Source organism: Pseudarthrobacter chlorophenolicus, from assembly GCF_000962805.1.
Classification (GTDB): domain Bacteria; phylum Actinomycetota; class Actinomycetes; order Actinomycetales; family Micrococcaceae; genus Arthrobacter; species Arthrobacter chlorophenolicus_A.
Genome location: NZ_JZTW01000010.1, coordinates 19,552 through 35,190, shown reverse-complemented (window position 1 = coordinate 35,190; position 15,639 = coordinate 19,552). Strand labels below are relative to the sequence as shown.

General features: G+C 65.9%; 13 protein-coding genes. 7 read left to right on the top strand and 6 right to left on the bottom strand.

Translation table 11 applies throughout. The features are described from left to right. The first annotated feature begins 6 nt into the window (after positions 1-6). Together UC32_RS11470 and UC32_RS11465 are read left to right on the top strand one after the other, a co-directional pair. Entirely contained in the window at positions 7-1,116 is a 1,110-nt protein-coding gene (locus tag UC32_RS11470; RefSeq protein ID WP_045731351.1) for an EstA family serine hydrolase, read from the top strand. Positions 1,117-1,189: 73 nt separating this feature from the next. Continuing rightward, positions 1,190-2,308 (top strand): FUSC family protein, encoded by a 1,119-nt coding sequence (locus tag UC32_RS11465; RefSeq protein ID WP_052690571.1) that lies wholly within the window; start codon positions 1,190-1,192, stop codon positions 2,306-2,308. A gap of 9 nt (positions 2,309-2,317) precedes the next feature. Here UC32_RS11465 and UC32_RS11460 read toward each other — a convergent pair whose 3' ends face one another. The 3 genes from UC32_RS11460 to UC32_RS11450 are packed head-to-tail and all read right to left on the bottom strand — an operon-like array spanning position 2,318 to position 6,024. Further along, complete coding sequence (locus UC32_RS11460; protein ID WP_045731446.1) at positions 2,318-3,340, bottom strand: MaoC/PaaZ C-terminal domain-containing protein; 1,023 nt, start codon at positions 3,338-3,340, stop codon at positions 2,318-2,320. Beyond that, a complete protein-coding gene (locus UC32_RS11455; protein WP_045731350.1) occupies positions 3,313-4,653 on the bottom strand; it encodes a 3-oxoacyl-ACP reductase in 1,341 nt (446 codons plus the stop codon). Before UC32_RS11455 ends, UC32_RS11460 begins: the two co-directional genes overlap by 28 nt. 9 nt (positions 4,654-4,662) lie before the next feature. Next, positions 4,663-6,024: an acetyl-CoA C-acetyltransferase gene (locus tag UC32_RS11450; RefSeq protein WP_045731349.1), complete on the bottom strand. Its 1,362-nt coding sequence runs from the start codon at positions 6,022-6,024 to the stop codon at positions 4,663-4,665. 19 nt (positions 6,025-6,043) lie between these two features. Here UC32_RS11450 and UC32_RS11445 point away from each other — a divergent pair, with 19 nt between their 5' ends. Continuing rightward, entirely contained in the window at positions 6,044-6,805 is a 762-nt protein-coding gene (locus tag UC32_RS11445; protein ID WP_412178023.1) for a TetR/AcrR family transcriptional regulator, read from the top strand. Position 6,806: 1 nt separating this feature from the next. After that, entirely contained in the window at positions 6,807-8,921 is a 2,115-nt protein-coding gene (locus UC32_RS11440; protein WP_045731348.1) for an acyl-CoA dehydrogenase family protein, read from the top strand. Positions 8,922-9,027: 106 nt separating this feature from the next. Here the strand turns inward: UC32_RS11440 and glgA are convergent, their stop codons facing one another. Next, positions 9,028-10,233, bottom strand: coding sequence for a glycogen synthase (glgA, locus tag UC32_RS11435; RefSeq protein ID WP_045731347.1), 1,206 nt, complete (start codon positions 10,231-10,233; stop codon positions 9,028-9,030). Between the two features lie 102 nt (positions 10,234-10,335). On the opposite strand from glgA, the gene glgC reads away from it, so the two are divergent. The 3 genes from glgC to UC32_RS11420 all read left to right on the top strand — a co-directional run bounded on the left by glgC (position 10,336) and on the right by UC32_RS11420 (position 13,779). Continuing rightward, positions 10,336-11,742, top strand: a complete 1,407-nt coding sequence (glgC, locus tag UC32_RS11430) for a glucose-1-phosphate adenylyltransferase (RefSeq protein WP_045731346.1) — start codon at positions 10,336-10,338, stop codon at positions 11,740-11,742. 99 nt (positions 11,743-11,841) lie between these two features. Beyond that, entirely contained in the window at positions 11,842-13,293 is a 1,452-nt protein-coding gene (locus UC32_RS11425) for an SDR family NAD(P)-dependent oxidoreductase (RefSeq protein ID WP_045731345.1), read from the top strand. An 18-nt stretch (positions 13,294-13,311) separates the two neighbouring features. Further along, entirely contained in the window at positions 13,312-13,779 is a 468-nt protein-coding gene (locus UC32_RS11420) for a pyridoxamine 5'-phosphate oxidase family protein (protein WP_045731344.1), read from the top strand. A 37-nt stretch (positions 13,780-13,816) separates the two neighbouring features. On the opposite strand, the gene UC32_RS11415 is transcribed toward UC32_RS11420, so the two are convergent. After that, positions 13,817-14,668: a transglutaminase family protein gene (locus UC32_RS11415; protein ID WP_045731343.1), complete on the bottom strand. Its 852-nt coding sequence runs from the start codon at positions 14,666-14,668 to the stop codon at positions 13,817-13,819. Beyond that, positions 14,665-15,591 carry an alpha-E domain-containing protein gene (locus UC32_RS11410; protein ID WP_015937078.1) on the bottom strand — a complete coding sequence of 309 codons (927 nt, stop codon included), beginning with the start codon at positions 15,589-15,591 and terminating at the stop codon, positions 14,665-14,667. Before UC32_RS11410 ends, UC32_RS11415 begins: the two co-directional genes overlap by 4 nt. Positions 15,592-15,639 lie beyond the last annotated feature (48 nt).

Genomic DNA, 15,639 nt, shown 5'->3' with positions numbered 1-15,639 from the left:
GAGGGGATGCAGATTTCCCACGGCGCTGTAGCTGCCGGCTTCGAAGGCGTCCTGGACCTGTTTGAGTCCTTCCTGGCAGAAGACCCGAACTACAGCGCGCAGCTCTCGGCGTACCACGACGGTGTGCAGGTGGTGGAGTTGACCGGCGGCCCGGACATGGCGGCGGACAGCGTTACCGGGGCCTACTCATGTTCAAAAGGCGTTGCCGCCATGGTGATCGCACTCCTGGTGCAGGAGAACGTCCTTGACCTTGACCGGACCGTGGCCTCCTATTGGCCCGAGTTTGGCCAGCACGGCAAGGACCGGCTGCTGGTACGCGAGGCGCTGTCGCACCAGGCGGGGCTGCCAGGCATCGAAGGCGGCTTCGGGTTGGCCGAGATCACTACAGCCGGGGCTGCGGCCAGGCTGGCCTCAGCACGGCCTTTGTGGCAACCGGGACGGCAGTTCGGCTACCACGCACTCACCATCGGCATCCTGATGGAGGAGCTTTGCCGGCGCACATCGGGAGAGGCGCTGCAAGACCTCTACGACCGGCGGATCCGGATCCCAAGCGGTGTGGACTTCTTCCTGGGTCTACCCGAGGATCAGGAACACCGTTACCGGGAGGTCCTGTACACCACGGAACCGGACCAGCCCTGGCTCGATCCGCTGAGCCTGGACGGGCTCAACTCGAACGCACCGGTCAGCACCATCATGGAACTCCCAAACATCAAAACCATCCGCGCAGCCGGAATGTCCGCCGCAGGAGGAGTGGGCTCCGCGGACGGCCTTGCCCGCCTGTACGCCGCGGCCACAACAGGCGTGGACGGCTCAGAACCGTTCCTTAGCAAAAACACAGTCCGCCTGATGTCCGCCGAACAGGTCTGGGGACTTGACCGTTCTTCAGGACTGGACAACGCGTTCGCCGTGGTCTTCATGAAGCCTCACCCGTCCCGCAACTTCGGCAGCCACCGGGCCTTCGGCCATGAAGGTGCCAACGCCGCACTTGGCTTTGCCGATCCCGCGTACGCCCTCAGTTTCGGCTATATTCCGCGCCGGGCAGAGGAAGGACGGACGCCTGGCCGGGCTCATAGGCTGGCGGCCGCGGCACGGTGCTCGGCGGCCGCGCTGGCGTAGTGCGCCCTGCCTCTCCGGCGCGCTGACCTGCGCCTTTTGGGGTTGAGGGTAAAACCACCCTAGGGTTGGGCGGATGATCACGCCGCAAGCCAGAACGCAAGTCATATGGAGCCGGGGAACCGAGGTCCTGAAGCGGGCGGTCTCCGGGCTCACCGCCGCCTTCGCCGCCCAGCGGCTCCAGCTGGCCACCAAAGCGGCCATCGCAGCCGGGCTTGCCTTCCTGATCGCGCCCCTGATGCCCGGTGCAGCGGCAAATTACCCCTACTACGCTCCCCTGGGAGCTTTGGTGGCGATGTACCACAACGTCGCAGGCTCGGTGCGCCAAGGGGTGCAGGCACTGGCGGGCCTCGCGGTGGGCATCGGCCTGGCATTCGTCCTGGTGGCATACACCGACCCCTCGCCGCTTACCGTGGCAATCTTCATGGGCATAGGCGTCCTCCTGGGTGGCCTGCCCGGCATCGGATCCGGCAGCGATTGGATTCCGACGGCGGCCCTCCTCGTGTTGCTGGTGGGCAACAGCGACCCGGACGATTTCTCCTTCGGTTACCTTTTGCAGATGGGCGTGGGGGTGGCCGTGGGGATCGGAGTGAACTTCGTGATCTTTCCCCCTCTGCACTTCAATGCTGCGGCAGCCAGCCTCGACGAACTGCGGCGTGCACTCGGCACTCAGTTGACCGACATGGGGAAGGCGCTTCGTGAAGAGTGGCCGCCCGCCCACGCTGAATGGTCCCGGCGGTCCGATGAACTGGCGGCTGCCACACGTTCCGTGCGCCACCTCGTCCGGGAAGCCGATGCCAGCCGCCGGGGAAATCCGAGGCGGCGGTTCCATCCCCGCGATGTGGACGAGGACTACAGGCACCTGCGCGAACTGGAGCGGGTCACGTTCCACATCCAGGACATGACCGATGTCCTCACCGATGTCATTTGGGAGAGCGAGGTCCCCTACGAGGTACCGGTGCAGGACAGCAAGCCCCTGTCCGAGGCGATGACGGCCGCCGGAGACCTGCTGACGTCTTACGGTGACGATGACAAGCAGGGGCACCAGGGGCGCTTCGCTGCCGCGAAGGCAGCGGTGGACGCTTGCATGGACGCAACCTCCACCCGGGAAGCCGAGCAGGGAACGGTGCCTGCTTCGGAATCAATCCTGCTCAGCCTGCACCGCATCCTCCGCGCCGTCCGCCCGGCAGACTAGCGGGCGTTCCTAGACCCGCTCTTCCTGCACCAGTCCGGTAAGGGCAGTGTCGGTGGGACCGGCCTCCCCCTCTTTGGTATTGCCGGCCGCCACGCCTTCAAGCGCCGCAACTGATCCGGTGAAGTGGCGCCGCCCGGACCGGGGGTTCCAGGCAACGAAATCGGAACGGTGCCAGCTTCCCGTACCGTCCTGTCCGGTGGTGATGTCCAGGGCGACCCGTGCCGGCAGGAACACCGGCGCCTCGAACACGACCTCCCAGGTGAAGGAATCACTGCGGGCGGGGCCGACGTCGGCGAGCGCCCTGGAGGCAAGGTACATGCCGTGTGCTATCGATCGGCGCATTCCCAACGCCTTCGCGGACAGCACACTGAGGTGGATGGGGTTGAAGTCACCGGAGACGGCGGCGTAAGCCCGGCCCGCGTCCACGCCCAACTGCCAGAGCGCTGTCGGATCGGGCGCCCGGAATTCGGGCTTGCCGTGATGGGCGGTTGGTTTGTCGATCCCCGGAAGGAAGATCCCCTTCGCCAGGTAAGTGGAGACTCCCAGCCAGCAAACGGCATTACTGCCGGATCTGCGGACTTCCGCAACAACGTCCACCTGTGTGCCTGACCGGTGCCCCCGCAGGTTCTCTACCCGTGCCGTGATGTCGAGTGCCTCGGTGAAGAGCAGCGGCACCCGTTGTTCCACCCGGTTGCCCAGGTGGATCATGCCCAGCAGGGGAAGCGGGAAGTCGTCCCGGTTCATTACGCTCATGGCCAGTGGAAACGCCAGGGCGTGAATGAAACCCGCCGGCAGCACATCACTGGCGGTCTCGCCCAGCAGATGCTGGTAGGCGGTGAGGTTCTCTACATCCACCGAGACGCCCCGTACCTCGTGGCTTTCCTCGGGCAGCTGGGAGGAATCGCCTGTCCCAAGGAGTCGCCGCCGGGCAGCCTGCGCCGCGGCGTTGATGTAGAGCTTGGACAGTGACGGCATCTCCCCCAGGATGAGGGGCTGCGCCGCCACTACGCGCCTACCAGGTTCTGTCCGCATACCCGGAGTACTTCACCGCTGATGCCTCCGGCGGAGTCGCTGGCAAGGAAGGCGATGGTTTCAGCCACATCCGCGGGCTGGCCGCCCTGCTTGAGCGAATTCAGGCGTCTTGCTGTTTCCCGGATGGCCAGGGGGATCCGTGCAGTCATCTCTGTTTCGATAAACCCCGGCGCCACTGCGTTGATGGTCCCGCCGGCTTCTGCCAGCAGTGGCGCTGTTGCCCTGACCATGCCCATGACCCCTCCCTTGGAGGCTGCATAGTTGGTCTGCCCCCTGTTTCCTGCGATCCCGCTGGTGGACGCAACAGTCACGATACGCGGTGACTGGCTGAAGTGCTCCGAGGCGAGGAGGGCCTCGTTGATCCGGAGCTGGGCAGCGATGTTGATGTTGATGACCGAGTCCCAGCGGGCAGGATCCATGTTGGCCAGGAGCTTGTCTCGGGTGATGCCGGCGTTATGGATGACGATGTCCAGCCGGCCGTGGCGTTGGACGGCATGGTCGATGATCCTTTGCCCGGCGTCCGCACGGGTGATATCCAACTGCAGGGCTGTTCCCTTGACCTCGTTAGCCACGGCCGCCAGGTGGTCCCCGGCTGCGGGGAGGTCCACCACCACCAATGTTGCCCCGTCCCGGTGCAGGGTTCGGGCGATCTGCGCGCCGATCCCCCTGGCTGCTCCGGTGACGACGGCGACCTTTCCTGCCAGCGGGATGTCAGCGTCCTGGGGCAGTGTGCCTCCGGCGTCGGAAATTTTCAGGAACTGACCGTCCACGAACGCCGACCGCCCGGAGAGGAAGAAGCGCACCGCACCCAGGGCGCTGGGACTCGTGATGTCCACGCCCTCCGCCAGGAGGATGCCGTTTCCGGTTGCGCCGGCACGCAGTTCCTTGGCCAGGGACCGCAGAAGCCCGTCGATTCCCTGCCGGGCCGCTGCTGCAGCAGGCGAAACGGCTTCCGCCGCTGGCCGGGAGACCGTGAGGACCCTGCCGCTGGGCGCAAGATCCCGAAGGGAGGCTGCCGCGCTCAGGACTGTCCTGCCGAGATCCTCGGGCCTTTCCACCTCGTCCAGCACCAGGATGATGGCTCCGAGCTGTTCGCCCGGCACTGCGTGCCGTCGGATGTCAAGGTCCCAGGACAACAGCTCGGTTCCCAGTTTGTCTGCAGCGGCGGAATCACCCTGGATGACCACCGGCCCCGGTATCAGCGGCTGCCCCGGGTGGTAACGGCGCAGCAGTGCCGGCTGGGGCAGCCCGAGCCTCTTTGCGACGTTCTTGCCGAGCCCCTGGTTGACCAGTTGCGTGTATTTATCTGCCATGCCCGCCTCCTACACCGATTCCAGGATTGCGACGACGCCCAGGCCGCCGGCTGCGCACACGGACACAAGTCCGCGCGCCGGCCGCCCGTCCGTGCTGCCCTTGGCGTGCAGCAGCTTGGCCAAAGAAGCCACGATGCGCCCGCCGGTAGCCGCAAACGGGTGCCCCGCGGCCAGTGACGAGCCGTTCACATTCAAGCGTGAGCGATCAACTTTTCCGAGGGCTCCGTCCAGGCCCAGCCGGGTGCGGCCGAATTCTTCGTCCTCCCACGCAGCAAGCGTGCTCAGCACGGTGGCCGCGAAGGCTTCGTGGATCTCGAAGTAGTCGATGTCCGCCAAGGTCAGGTTGTGGCGTGCCAGCAGCCTGGGAACCGCGAAGACCGGGGCCATCAGGAGTCCGTCCTTGCCGTGGACGAAGTCCACCGCCGCAGCCTCTGCGTCCACCACGGAAGCCAGCTTCGGCAGGTCCCGGGCGTCTGCCCATTCGTCCGAGGCCAGCAGGACCGTCGAAGCGCCGTCCGTCAGCGGGGTTGAGTTTCCGGCGGTCATGGTGGCGTCCGCGCCAAGGTTCCTGCCGAAGACAGGCTTCAGCGACGCGAGCTTTTCCGCCGAGGTATCGGCGCGCATGTTGCCGTCGCGGGACAGGCCCCGGTACGGGGTGATGAGGTCGTCAAAAAACCCTGCCTCGTATGCGGCGGCAAGGTTACGGTGGCTGTTGAGGGCGAGCTCATCCTGGGCTTCCCGGGAAACCTTCCATTGGGCGGTGGTGAGGGCCTGGTGCTCCCCCATGGACAGGCCGGTGCGCGGTTCTGCCGTACCCGGAGCCAGCGGAGCCAGGTCCTTGGGCCGCAGGCGGCTGAGGATCTGCAGGCGCTGCGGCAGCGTCTTGGCGCGGTTGAGGTCGAGGATGACCTCCCGCAGGCCTTCGCTGACCACCACCGGTGCGTCCGAGGCGGAGTCGACCCCACCGGCGATGGCCGAGTCAATCTGGCCAAGCTTGATCTTGTTGGACAGTCCCACCACGGTTTCCAGACCCGTGGCGCAGGCCTGCTGGAGGTCGTAGGCCGGCGTTTCGGCAGACAACGCCGAGCCCAGGACGGCTTCGCGGGTCAGGTTGAAGTCACGGGAATGCTTGAGTACCGCACCGGCCGCCACTTCTCCCAGGCGTTCGTCCTGAAGGCCAAAGCGGGCAATGAGTCCGTCAAGGGCTGCCGTCAGCATGTCCTGGTTGGAGGATTTTGCATAGGCACCTCCGGCACGGGCGAAGGGAATCCTGTTGCCGCCCACAACGACTGCCCGGCGGAGCCCGGTGGCCCCCGCGGTTGGGCGCGCTGACTGGTCGGGGCCGGTGGCTGACTGTCCGTCGATGGACATGGGTGTCTCCTCTGGTCGCATGCGGTTACCGATACCCAGCGTACCTGATACGCTGGGTATCGTGAACATCCCCGAAGCACGAACTGAGACACTCGCCGACGGGCAGCCCCCTGCCGCCAGTCCGGACGGCAGGTCGTCCCGCTGGGAGTCCCACCGCGAGGAGCGCCGGCGGCAGCTGATTAAGCAGGCCCGGCGGGCCGTACACGCACTTGGCAGCGATGCCTCCATGGAGGACATCGCCGCAGCTGCCGGTACGTCCAAGTCCGTGTTTTACCGCTACTTCGGCGACAAGGCGGGGCTGCAGCAGGCAGTGGGCGAGGTGGTACTGGACCAGATGCAGCGGCGTATCCGCGAGGCCGCGCAGAGCGCAGTGACACCGCGCGAAGGGCTGTTCGCGATGGTGTCCGCCTACCTGCAAATGGCGTCCACCAGCCCGAACGTCTACACCTTCGTGACACGCCACGCCGAGGCGTCCGGTGCGGCGGCCGTCTCCGGCGCCCTGGGGCACTTTTTCGACGCAGTGGCCGAGATGATCGCCACTCCCATGCGCTCCCACCTGGGCGACGGGAAGGAAGCGGTCATCGGATTCTGGCCCAAGGCCGCCATCGGATTGGTGCGGAACGCCGGCGAACAGTGGCTCAGCACCCCTGGCTCGGCCGCCAAACCGGGCCAGGACGCCATGGCCCGCCAAATCACCGACTGGCTCTGCGTCGGCATCGCACCCGAACTGACTACTCCCAGCACCACCAAGCAACCTGTCAGCACCAACGAAGGACATTGACATGACTGAAGTAGTGGACCGCCCCGCAGCCAAGGGTTCCCGCCCGGCCGGCCCCGCCCGGCTCCCTGCCCACACAGACCGTACCCAGCCCGCCGTGGACACAGAAGCGCTGGGCAGGCAGCTCCTGGGCAAGTGGGCGGACGTCCGCCGCCAGGCACGGGACCTCGCCGCCCGTCCCGAACTGCACAAGGTGGAGGGCCAGACCCACACGGACCACCGCGCCCGGGTCTTCGGGCAGTTGCAGTACCTCGTTGACAACGGAGCCGTCCACCGCGCCTTTCCCGCCGAGCTGGGCGGCTCCGATGACCACGGCGGCAACATCGCCGGCTTCGAGGAGCTGGTGGTCGCGGACCCGTCCCTGCAGATCAAGGCCGGTGTCCAGTGGGGGCTGTTCGGCTCAGCGGTCATGCATCTTGGCACCGCAGAGCACCACGCCAAGTGGCTGCCCGGAATCATGAGCCTGGAAATTCCCGGCTGCTTCGCCATGACCGAGACAGGCCACGGCTCGGATGTGGCAAGCATTGCCACCACTGCAACCTACGAGCCCGCCTCCGAAGAGTTCATCATCCACACGCCGTTCCGCGCCGCGTGGAAGGACTACATCGGCAACGCGGCCAATGACGGTCTCGGAGCCGTGGTCTTTGCCCAGCTGGTGACGCAGGGCGTCAACCACGGGGTCCACGCCTTCTATGTGGACCTCCGCGACCCGGACACGAAAGAATTCCTGCCGGGCATCGGCGGTGAGGACGACGGGATCAAGGGCGGCCTCAACGGGATCGACAACGGACGGCTGCATTTCACCAATGTCAGGGTCCCGCGCACCAACCTGCTCAACCGCTACGGCGACGTCGCCGCCGACGGCACCTACAGCTCTCCCATCGCCAGCCCCGGCCGGCGCTTCTTCACCATGCTGGGGACCCTGGTCCAGGGCCGGGTGTCCCTGGACGGTGCAGCGGTGGCGGCATCCAAGGTGTCGCTGAAGGCCGCCATCCAGTACGCCACCGAACGCCGGCAGTTCAACGCTTCGTCCCATACGGACGAGGAAGTGCTGCTGGACTACCAGCGGCACCAGCGCCGCCTGTTCACCCGGCTCGCCACCACCTACGCCGCCGGGTTTGCGCACGAACAGCTGCTGCAGAAGTTCGACGACGTCTTCTCCGGCGCCGCGGACACCGACGCCGACCGCCAGGACCTCGAAACCCTTGCGGCAGCACTCAAGCCCCTCAGTACCTGGCATGCCCTGGACACCCTGCAGGAATGCCGGGAAGCCTGCGGCGGCGCCGGGTTCCTGATTGAAAACCGGTTCGCCTCGCTCCGGGCGGACCTTGACGTCTATGCCACGTTCGAAGGAGACAACACCGTACTGCTGCAGCTCGTTGCCAAGCGGCTGCTGGCCGACTACGCCAAGGAGTTCCGCAACGTGGACTTCGGCGTGCTGGCCCGCTACGTGGTGGGGCAGGCCACCGGCGCGGCCATCCACCGCACCGGACTGCGCCAGGTGGCCCAGTTCATCACCGACACCGGCTCCGTGCAGAAGGCTGCGATCGCCCTGCGGGACGAGGAAGGACAGCGGGCGCTCCTCACCGATCGGGTGCAGACCATGGTCGCCGAGGCCGCCACCGCGCTCAAGGGCAGCAACCGGCTCCCGCAGGACAAGGGCGCTGCCCTCTTCAACCGCCACCAGAACGAACTGATCGACGCTGCGCAGGCCCACGCCGAACTGCTGCAGTGGGAGGCCTTCACCGAGGCGCTCGCCGACGTCACCGATCCCGGAACCAGAAAGGTCCTGACGTGGCTGCGTGACCTCTTCGGGCTCTCCCTGATCGAGAAGAACCTCTCCTGGTACCTCATGAACGGCAGGCTCTCCATGCAGCGGGCGCGTACCGTGGGCGGTTACATCAACAGGCTGCTCGAGAAAATCAGGCCGCACGCACTGGACCTGGTGGATGCATTCGGGTACGCCGATGAACACGTACGCGCCGCCATCGCCACCGGCGCCGAAACGGAACGCCAGGACGAGGCCCGCGCGTACTTCCGCAGCCAGCGTGCCAGCGGAAAGTCCCCCGTCGACGAAAAGGTGCTGCTGGCGCGGAAAGCCGGCGGCCGCAAAGCCTGACGTCCGGCAGTGACCCACCACCGACGCGGGGCATAGTCCGTATACGACGACGGCGCCGCTTCCCTTCCACGGGGAGCGGCGCCGTCGTCGTACTGCTGGCGGGACGTCAGCTGCCGGCGGGCAGCACCGAACGGTACACCTCGAGGGTGGTCTCCGTGATGGACTCCCAGGAGAAGTGCTTCTCGGCTCGCTCACGGCCAGCCTGGCCCATGGCCCTCGCGCGGTCAGGATCGGATACGACCTCTGTGAGGGCGGCCGCGAATTCACTGACGAACTTTTCGGGGTCCAGCGGCGTCCCGGTGCCGTCCGTGACCTGCTCAAGGTCCACCAGAAGCCCGGTCCGGCCGTGCTCCACCACCTCGGGAATGCCACCCGTGGCACTGGCCACCACTGCGGCGCCGCAGGCCATGGCTTCGAGGTTAACGATGCCCAGCGGCTCATAGATGGAGGGGCAGGCGAAAGCGGTGGCGTGGCTAAGCACCTGGATCAGCTCGTGGCGGGGCAACATCCGCTCGATCAGCACCACACCGGTCCGCTGCTTCTGCAGGTCTTCGATCAGCGCGGCGGTCTCGGCGGCCAGCTCCGGGGTGTCGGCAGCCCCCAGGCACAGGACGAGCTGGACGTTGTCAGGAAGTTTCGCCGCTGCCCGAAGGAGGTACGGGACCCCCTTCTGCCGCGTGTTTCTTCCCACAAACACGACGCTCGGCCTGGCGGGATCAATGCCGAGCGCACGGATGGCGTCGTCGTTCTCGTCGCGCTTCCACAGCTCGACATCGATCCCGTTGTGGACCACCCGGACCTTCTCCGGATCAACGTCGGGGTAGCTGCGCAGGATGTCCTGCCGCATGCCCTCGGACACGGCGATGATGGCAGCGGCAGCCTCGTAGGCGGTCTTCTCCACCCAGGAGGACAGAGCGTAGCCGCCACCGAGCTGCTCCGCTTTCCACGGACGCAGGGGCTCCAGGCTGTGGGCACTCAAAACATGCGGAATTCCGTGCAGCAGCGAGGCCAGATGTCCGGCCATGTTGGCGTACCAGGTATGCGAATGGACCAGGTCGGCGCCGGCGATGTCCGGGACGATCCTCAGGTCCACACCCAGCGTCTGCACCGCAGCGTTGGCTGACCCCAGGTCCTCCGGCACAGCGTAGGAGGTCACCGCTGCCCCGTGATAATCAGCGTCGCGGGGAGCACCGAAAGCACGAACCTGCAGGTCAACGTGCTTACTAAGCACCCTGCTCAATTCGGCGACGTGCACCCCGGCGCCACCATAAATTTCCGGCGGGAACTCTTTAGTCACAATATCTATTCGCACAAGACCCAAGGTAGTCCTTCACGCATAACTGTTCTAGTGTGAAGGAGTCCGGGCGTACCGGACTGTCTTGGGGAGTTACGAAGGCGTACAGGAGCGACCACTATGCCGTTGAATAAAAAAGTCCTGGCCATTGTCCTCGCAGGTGGCGAGGGAAACAGACTGATGCCACTGACGGCAGACCGGGCGAAGCCCGCGGTGCCTTTCGCCGGCAGCTACCGCCTTATCGATTTTGCGATTTCCAACCTGGTGAATTCGCGTTACCTGCAAATTGTGGTCCTCACCCAATACAAGTCCCATAGCCTCGACCGGCATATTTCCGAAGCCTGGCGCATGTCCACCCAGCTCGGGAACTACGTCGCCTCCGTCCCCGCACAGCAGCGCGTCGGAAAGAGCTGGTTCCTGGGCAGCGCCAACGCCATCTACCAGTCCCTGAACCTGATCCACGACGCCAACCCCGACATCGTCGTCGTGGTCGGGGCGGACCACGTCTACCGCATGGACTTCGCCCAGATGGTGGAACAGCACGTCCACAGCGGGGCCAAGGCAACCGTTGCCGCCGTCCGGCAGCCACTGAACATGGCCAACCAGTTCGGCGTCATCGAGGTGGACCAGAACGATCCGCAGAAGATCGCAGCATTCGTGGAAAAGCCCGCCACCACGCCCGGCCTCGCCGCAGATCCCACCCAGTTCCTCGCCTCCATGGGCAACTACGTGTTCGACGCCGATGCCCTGGTGGCAGCCCTGCACGTGGACGCCGAACGCCTCGACACCAAGCACGACATGGGCGGCGACATCATCCCCTACTTCGTCAACCAGGGCGAGGCGGGGGTCTACGACTTCACGCTCAACGAAATCCCGGGTTCCACCGAACGCGACCGCACCTATTGGCGCGACGTAGGCACCATTGACTCCTTCTACGACGCCCACATGGACCTCATCTCGCCGTTGCCGGTGTTCAACCTCTACAACTCCGAGTGGCCCATCTACACCCGGCAGAGCATCTCCCCGCCCGCCAAGTTTGTCCGCGGCCTCAACAACACCGTGGGCACCGCCCTGGATTCGATCGTCTCCAGCGGCGTGGTGATCTCCGGCGGCGTGGTGGAGGGCTCCGTCCTCTCCAACGACGTGTACGTGGCAACCAGCAGCCGGGTCATCGACTCCGTGCTGATGGACAAGGTACAGGTAGGCGAGGGCGCCGTGATCAACCGGGCCATCATTGACAAGAACGTCAAGGTGCCCGCCGGCGCTGCCATCGGCCTGGACCCGGACCTCGACCGGGCACGCGGCTTCAAGGTCACCGAGTCCGGAATCACCGTTTTGTCCAAGTACCAGGAAGTCCCGGAGCCCGGCGAACACGAGCGCCAGTTGGCCGCCAAGAACCTGCACCTGGTCCCCAACGCCGTAAAGGCGGCCGCGGACCAGTACCCGGAGGTGCGCGAATCGGTGGACAAGGTGGCCAGGACCCACGCCGCCGCAGCCGAAGCTTCCCCAGGGGCACGCGTCTCCTGACAACCCCCCTGACATCCAGCTGAAGGACCGGCGGCGCCTGCACGGCGCCGGCGGTCCTTCAGTCATGATGGCCTGTATCTACGCTGTAAAATTGACCCAATGAGCTCCCCCGACCTGACCCCTGAGGAAATCCAGGCCTGCCTCAAGGTCCTGAACACCATCCACGTCTACGACGAGGAGCACCCTGACTACATCTCGGTGCGCCGGGCCACCGGCAAAATGTTCAAAGCGGTCAAACGCCACCGCAGGGTCACCAAGCGAGACATGATTGCCGACGCCGACCGGGCCGTTATTGCCCTGACGGCCACGGCCGCGCCCGACCGGATCGACGACGAGACGCGCGGGAACAAACTCGCTACCTCCGCCACCGGCGAAGTGGCCGGCCACCTCATTCGGTCCCGCCCCTGTTACATCTGCAAGCAGCACTACACCCAGGTGGATGCCTTCTACCACCAGCTGTGCCCGGAATGCGCTGCGTTCAGCCACAGCAAACGCGATGCACGGACCGATCTCACCGGCCGCAGCGCACTGCTTACGGGCGGCCGCGCCAAGATCGGCATGTACATCGCCCTCCGGCTGCTGCGGGACGGCGCCCATACCACTATCACCACCCGGTTCCCCAAGGACGCAGCGCGGCGGTTCGCTGCCATGGAGGACAGCGCCGACTGGCTGCACCGGCTGCGGATTGTAGGCATCGACCTCCGCGACCCGTCTCAGGTGATGGCGCTGACCGACTCCCTCAACGAGGCCGGGCCGCTGGACATCATCATCAACAACGCCGCCCAGACCGTCCGCCGCACCGGCAATGCCTACAAACCGCTGGTGGATGCCGAGGACGAGCCCTTGCCTGCCGCGCTGGAGCAAGCCAACGGCGGGCCGGAGCTGCTGACGTTCGGCCACGCCCATGACAAGCATCCGCTGGCGCTGGCCGGCACCGTGACCGAGCACCCAGTCCTCGCCGGGGACGCTGTGACGTCCCTGGCACTCTCCACCGGATCCGCCTCACTGGAACGTATCGCCGCGGGCACGGCCATCGACGCCGGCGGCCTGGTTCCGGACCTGGCCACCATCAACAGCTGGACACAGGTGGTGGACGAGGTGGACCCGCTGGAGATGCTCGAAGTCCAGCTCTGCAACGTCACAGCCCCGTTCCTGCTGGTCAGCCGCCTGAGGGGGGCCATGCAGCGTTCCACGGCACACCGCAAGTACATCGTGAACGTCTCCGCCATGGAAGGCCAGTTCTCCCGGGCCTACAAAGGTCCAGGCCATCCGCACACCAACATGGCCAAGGCGGCACTGAACATGATGACCAGGACCAGCGCGCAGGAGATGCTCGATTCTGACGGCATCCTGATGACCGCCGTGGACACCGGCTGGATCACCGACGAGCGGCCCCACTACACAAAGGTCCGGCTCATGGAGGAAGGCTTCCACGCGCCGCTGGACCTGGTGGACGGTGCAGCCCGGGTTTACGATCCCATTGTCATGGGCGAAAACGGCGAAGACCAGTACGGCGTCTTCCTCAAGGATTACAAGCCCAGCCCCTGGTGAAAGGCGTATGCTCACGGCATGAGCAACGAGTCATCACCTGACGTCCAGAACCTCGAGCACCACGAATGCTGGGCCATGCTGCGCACCGTTTCCGTGGGCAGGCTGGCCGTCCTCGCGGACGGCCGCCCGGATATCTTCCCCATCAATTACACGGTGGACGGCGGCACAGTGGTCTTCCGCACCGGCCAAGGCACCAAGCTGTCGGCCGCATCCGGCGACGCAGCTGTGGCCGTGGAGGCCGACGGCGTGGATCCGGAGAGCGGACTCGCCTGGAGCGTCGTGGTCAAGGGAACGGCCGAAGTGGTGAAGCAGGCCGAGGACGTCCTGGACACGTCCCGGCTCTACCTCTTCCCCTGGCAGGCGGGCCGCAAGGACGCGTTCGTCCGGATTACCCCCGACTCCGTCACCGGCCGCCGGTTCAAGGTCACCGAGCCCATGACCTGGTGGACCCAAATCAGCAGCTCGGCCAAGTCCGCCCACGAATAGGGCGCCGGCAGCGTGCGCGCAGTGCGCACGCTGCCGGTCAGGCGAGCTGGGTGATTTCCACGCTGACGGTGAGGGCCGATCCGCCGCCGCCGGACAGGATTCCCTTCAGCGGCGACACGTCCCGGTAATCCCTTCCGCGTGCCACGGTGACGTGGAAGTCCCCGGCGGGCTTGTGGTTGGTGGGATCCCAGCTTCGCCATTCGCCATCCCACCACTCCAGCCACGCGTGTGACTGGCCCGCAACTGTCTCACCCACGCCGGCGCTGGAGCGCGGGTGCAGGTAGCCCGAGACGTAGCGTGCGGGTATCCCGCAGCTGCGGAGGGCACCGATGGCCAGGTGCGCGAGGTCCTGGCAGACGCCCTGCCGCTGTGTCCACGCCTCTTCCGCGTTCGTGGTGACAGCGGTGGAGCCGGACATGTAGGTCATCTCGCCGCGCATCCAGGCGAAGATGGCCATGGCAGCCTCGTGCGGGTTCTTTCCGTCAACAACGCCCGGGATGATGCTCAGGACTTCGTCCCCCGGCCCGCTGAGCCGTGACTGCGGCAGCCAGTCGCTGTGGGTGTTGAGGGTTTCCGGCGACGCCAGGACATCCCATCCGACGATGTCGGACTCGGACGGAATTTTACCGGCGCGGTGGACCTCGACGGTGATGTTGGAGACGACCTCCAGATGGTCGTGCGGCATCTGCATGTCGAAGGCCGTCACCCTGGTTCCCCAGTAGTCACGGTAGGTGCTCACGGCCGCCTGCGACGGGGACACCTTGACCACTGACTCGAGGACCACCTGCTGGGAGTCCGTCAGCGGGGTCATCCGTGCCTCGTTGTACGAGAGGGTGACGCGCTTGTTGTACTTGTACGCCGTCCGGTGGACGATGCTCAGCCGGGTCATGAAACTTCTCCCACCCAGGCCAGTTCGTCCGCCTGATTGAAGTACTTACGGGAAATGGCGTCCGAGGCCTGGGACACAGCCTTCTGCACGCGTTCCATGTGTTCGGGCAGTTCGGACATGAGGTCGTCCGTCCGGTGGAACTCGAGGAACGTGCGGGCCTGGCCCACGATCCGGCGGGCGTCGTTGATAAAGCCCACGCGCTGGGCTGAGGGGTCCAGCTTGGCGAGGCATTCGTCGGCGTCACGGAGTGCGTACACGATGGAGCGCGGGAACAGCCGGTCCAGGAGCAGGAACTCGGCCGCGTGCTGGTCACCGAAGGCTGCCCGGCGCGTCCGGAGGAAAGATTCATAGGCGCCGGCACAGCGGAGCATGTTCACCCAGGACATACCCGCGGACAGGACGTCGCGGGTGGACAGCATGCGGGCGGTCATGTCGGCCCGCTCCAGTGAACGGCCCAGGACCAGGAACAGCCAGCTTTCGTCATGGCTGACGGTGGTGTCGGCGAGCCCGCTGACCATGGCGGTGCGCTCCAGTGTCCAGTTGCAGAACCGGTAGGTGCCCACCACGTCCTTGCGGTGCTGGCTGAGCCCGTAGTAGGTGGTGTTGAGGCTTTCCCACAGTCCGGAGGAGACCGTTTCGCGGGCACGGCGGGCGTTCTCGCGGGCAGCACCCAGTGACCCGGCGATGGACGTGGCACTGGTCTTGTCGTACGCCAGGGCGTGCAGAAGTTCAGGCAGGCCGAAGTCGTCGCTTTGGGGCCTTGCTCCCATCACGGCCAGCAGCTCCTGGGCGACGCTCTTCCGTTCCTCCATGGGGAGGTGGTTGAGCCGTTCCAGGTGTACATCGAGGATACGGGCGGTGCCGTCGGCCCGCTCCACATAGCGGCCGATCCAGAATAGGGATTCGGCAATACGGCTAAGCATTCGCGGCTACCTCCTGCGGGGCCGAAACGGACAAGAAACGGTGCCGGG

What these genes read in the sequence shown, in the direction of transcription:
- UC32_RS11460 (WP_045731446.1), bottom strand. Translation starts at nt 3,340, where the DNA reads ATGCGGACAGAACCTGGTAGGCGCGTAGTGGCGGCGCAGCCCCTCATC.
- UC32_RS11470 (WP_045731351.1), top strand. Translation starts at nt 7, where the DNA reads ATGCAGATTTCCCACGGCGCTGTAGCTGCCGGCTTCGAAGGCGTCCTG.
- UC32_RS11455 (WP_045731350.1), bottom strand. Translation starts at nt 4,653, where the DNA reads ATGGCAGATAAATACACGCAACTGGTCAACCAGGGGCTCGGCAAGAAC.
- UC32_RS11425 (WP_045731345.1), top strand. Translation starts at nt 11,842, where the DNA reads ATGAGCTCCCCCGACCTGACCCCTGAGGAAATCCAGGCCTGCCTCAAG.
- UC32_RS11420 (WP_045731344.1), top strand. Translation starts at nt 13,312, where the DNA reads ATGAGCAACGAGTCATCACCTGACGTCCAGAACCTCGAGCACCACGAA.
- UC32_RS11465 (WP_052690571.1), top strand. Translation starts at nt 1,190, where the DNA reads ATGATCACGCCGCAAGCCAGAACGCAAGTCATATGGAGCCGGGGAACC.
- UC32_RS11450 (WP_045731349.1), bottom strand. Translation starts at nt 6,024, where the DNA reads ATGTCCATCGACGGACAGTCAGCCACCGGCCCCGACCAGTCAGCGCGC.
- glgC (WP_045731346.1), top strand. Translation starts at nt 10,336, where the DNA reads ATGCCGTTGAATAAAAAAGTCCTGGCCATTGTCCTCGCAGGTGGCGAG.
- UC32_RS11415 (WP_045731343.1), bottom strand. Translation starts at nt 14,668, where the DNA reads ATGACCCGGCTGAGCATCGTCCACCGGACGGCGTACAAGTACAACAAG.
- UC32_RS11440 (WP_045731348.1), top strand. Translation starts at nt 6,807, where the DNA reads ATGACTGAAGTAGTGGACCGCCCCGCAGCCAAGGGTTCCCGCCCGGCC.
- UC32_RS11410 (WP_015937078.1), bottom strand. Translation starts at nt 15,591, where the DNA reads ATGCTTAGCCGTATTGCCGAATCCCTATTCTGGATCGGCCGCTATGTG.
- UC32_RS11445 (WP_412178023.1), top strand. Translation starts at nt 6,044, where the DNA reads ATGCGGTTACCGATACCCAGCGTACCTGATACGCTGGGTATCGTGAAC.